The sequence below is a fragment of the Endozoicomonas sp. ONNA1 genome, assembly GCF_024606325.1.
Classification (GTDB): Bacteria; Pseudomonadota; Gammaproteobacteria; order Pseudomonadales; family Endozoicomonadaceae; genus Endozoicomonas_A.
In genome coordinates, this window is record NZ_JAHHPN010000877.1 from 1 (window position 1) to 2,636 (window position 2,636).

General features: G+C 51.0%; 3 protein-coding genes. All 3 read right to left on the reverse strand.

Annotated features, from left to right (window positions below):
* Positions 1 to 332 (reverse strand): hypothetical protein (locus KDK19_RS20870; protein WP_257255253.1); only part of this gene is annotated, 332 nt, incomplete at its 3' end.
* A 105-nt stretch (positions 333 to 437) separates the two neighbouring features.
* Positions 438 to 2,270, reverse strand: a complete 1,833-nt coding sequence (locus KDK19_RS20875; protein ID WP_257255254.1) for a hypothetical protein — start codon at positions 2,268 to 2,270, stop codon at positions 438 to 440.
* 105 nt (positions 2,271 to 2,375) lie between these two features.
* The coding region (locus tag KDK19_RS20880) for a hypothetical protein (RefSeq protein WP_257255255.1) at positions 2,376 to 2,636 on the reverse strand (261 nt) is incomplete at its 5' end.

Here is a 2,636-nt window from a genome sequence, read left to right on the forward strand (position 1 = left end):
GTGAAAAAGCCTATAGGTTGGGGGAGGGCCTCCGGGGCTTCCTGCCCGGATGATTCTGATGGCGGGCCGGGTTGTTGGTTGTGTCCAGAGCCAGGCATCATAGTAGTGATCGTAAACGGGTGATCCTGACTCGCTCCCGGGAGTTCCACCGAGTTAAACGACGGTGAATCGGAGTTCCAATAGCTTTTTAAGAGCAAGCCGACAACAGCAACCACTTTTACAGATATCTCTGAATGAGGGTTGGAGCATATTGGAGTGTCTTTGGTGTTGACAATAAAACGTTCTGTTAACGGTTCGGTCTGGCAGACGAAAGACAACGTCAGTAACAGCAACCGCGGTGCCACAAAGATTGAGTATTGAATAATTCTATCCCTGCATGCTGATTTGTTCAGAGCAAAGATAGATCAAGAAAACAGCATGAAACGGCGGTTGTCAGATCAGGGACTGAGGTCATCGTTCAGATCCACAACAGGAGACTTGCGTTTTAGATGCATTCTTTTGTGATTCAAAAGGGCTTTAGTATTCTTGCAGGCTTTCCCGCATGGCTGCGGCTGGCCATCCTTGCGAACCACGGTCACGTCACAGTTTTTTTGTTTGCTGTGGTATCCGGTTTTGTGATTCGACAGGGCGTGAGCATTCTTACAGACCGTCCCGCACGGCCGCGACTGACCATCCTCCCCAATCACGTTCACGTCACAGGTTCGTTCCCCGGTGTGGTTTCTTCTTTTGTGATACGAAAGGGCTTTAGCATTCTTGCAGACTTCTTCGCATGGCTTCGGCTGGCCATCCTCCCCAACCACGGTCACGTCACAGATTTGTTGCCCGGTGTGGTCTCTGATTTTATGATTCGACAGGGTTTGAAGATTCTTGCAGATCTTTCCGCATGGCCGCGACTGACCATCCTCCCCGGTCATGGTCATGTCACAGGTTTGTTGCACGCTGTGGTACCCACTTTTGTGAGCCGACAAGCTGTTGGCAGTCTTGAAGACCCTTCCGCAGGGCCGTTGCAGACCATCTTTACCGGTCACGGACACATTACAGGTTTGCCGCCTGCCGTGGTCTCTTTTTCTGTGATTCAACAGGGTTTGAAAATTCTTGCAGACCCTTCCGCATGGCCGAGACTGATCATCCTCACCGATTACGGCTACATTACAGGCTTTTTGCCCGGTGTGCTGTCCGCTTTTGTGAATGTACAGAGCTGCGGCATTTCTGCAGACCTTTCCGCATGGCCGCGGCTGGCCATCCTCCACGATTACTGTCAAGTCACAGGTCTTTTTCCCGGTGTGTTGTCCGCTTCTGTGAACGTACAAAGCTACGGCATTTCTGCAGGTCTTCCCGCAGGGCCGTTGCAGACCATCGCTGCCGATCACGGGCACATCACAGGTTTGTTGACTCGTGTGGTCTCTGCTTTTGTGGTACGACAGGGCGTTAGCATTCTTGCAGAGCGTCCCGCACGGCTGCAGTTGACCATCCTCTGCGACCACAGTCAGGTCACAGGTTTTTTGCCCGGTGTGGTAGTTGCTTTTGTGAACCGAAAATGATTTCGCAGTCTTGAAGACCTTCCCGCATTGCAGCAGTCGGCCATCCTCCCCGAATATGATCAAGTTGCAAATGGCTTTCCTGGCGGGGACTTTTTTATCGATTGTCCCTGCAACCACTGAGTCTATGCCGATCCCGTCTGAGGCAACCCCGTTAACAGGGTTGCAAATAGAGCAGTATCTATCGGCCAAATGAGGGCATGAGCTTTGCCCGGGTGATGCTAATGTGTGATCTGTCGAACTTTCTTCACAATCCGGCGCTCTGCTTTCGGATAAATCGGAAGACTGCCGGAATTGACAAGTGCCATGACAGGGATGGACGAAACAATTTAAACCTAAAGTATGTGGATGTTGTTCAGGGCCTCCGCCATCCCCACCAGAGTCAGAATACAGTCGGCTAGTGAAAAAGCCTATAGGTTGGGGGAGGGCCTCCCGGGCTTCCTGCCCGGATGATTCTGATGGCAGGCTGGGTTGTTGGTTGTTTCCAGAACCAGGCATCATAGTAGTGATCGCAAACGGGTGATCCTGACTCGCCCCCCGTAGTTCCATCCAGTTAAACGACGGTGAATGGGGGTTCCAATAGTTTTTTAAAAGCGAACCGACAGCGGCAAACACTTCTAAAGATGCCCATGAATAAGGGTTAGAGCATAGATGAGTGTCTTTGGTGTCGACAATAAAACGTTCTGTCAACGGTTCGGCCTGACAGGCGACAGACAACGTCAGTAACAGCAAACGTAGTGCCGCAAAGAGTGAGTGTTTAATAATTCTATCCCTGCATTCTGGCTTTTACAGAGCAAGGATAGATCAAGAAAACCTTATGAAACGGCGGTTGTCAGATCAAGGACTGAGGTAATCGTTCTGGTCCACAACAGGAGACTTGCGTTTTCGATGCATTCTTTTGTGATATGACAGGACTCGAGCATTCTTGCAGACTTTTCCGCATGGCCGCGGCTGGCCATCCTTCCGAACGACAGTCACGTCACAGGTTGATTGTTTGGAGTGGCCTCTTCTTTTGTGATCCTTAAGGGCTTGAGTATTCTTCCAGACCTTTCCGCATGGCTTCGGCTGGCCATCTTCACCGACCACGGTCAAGTCACA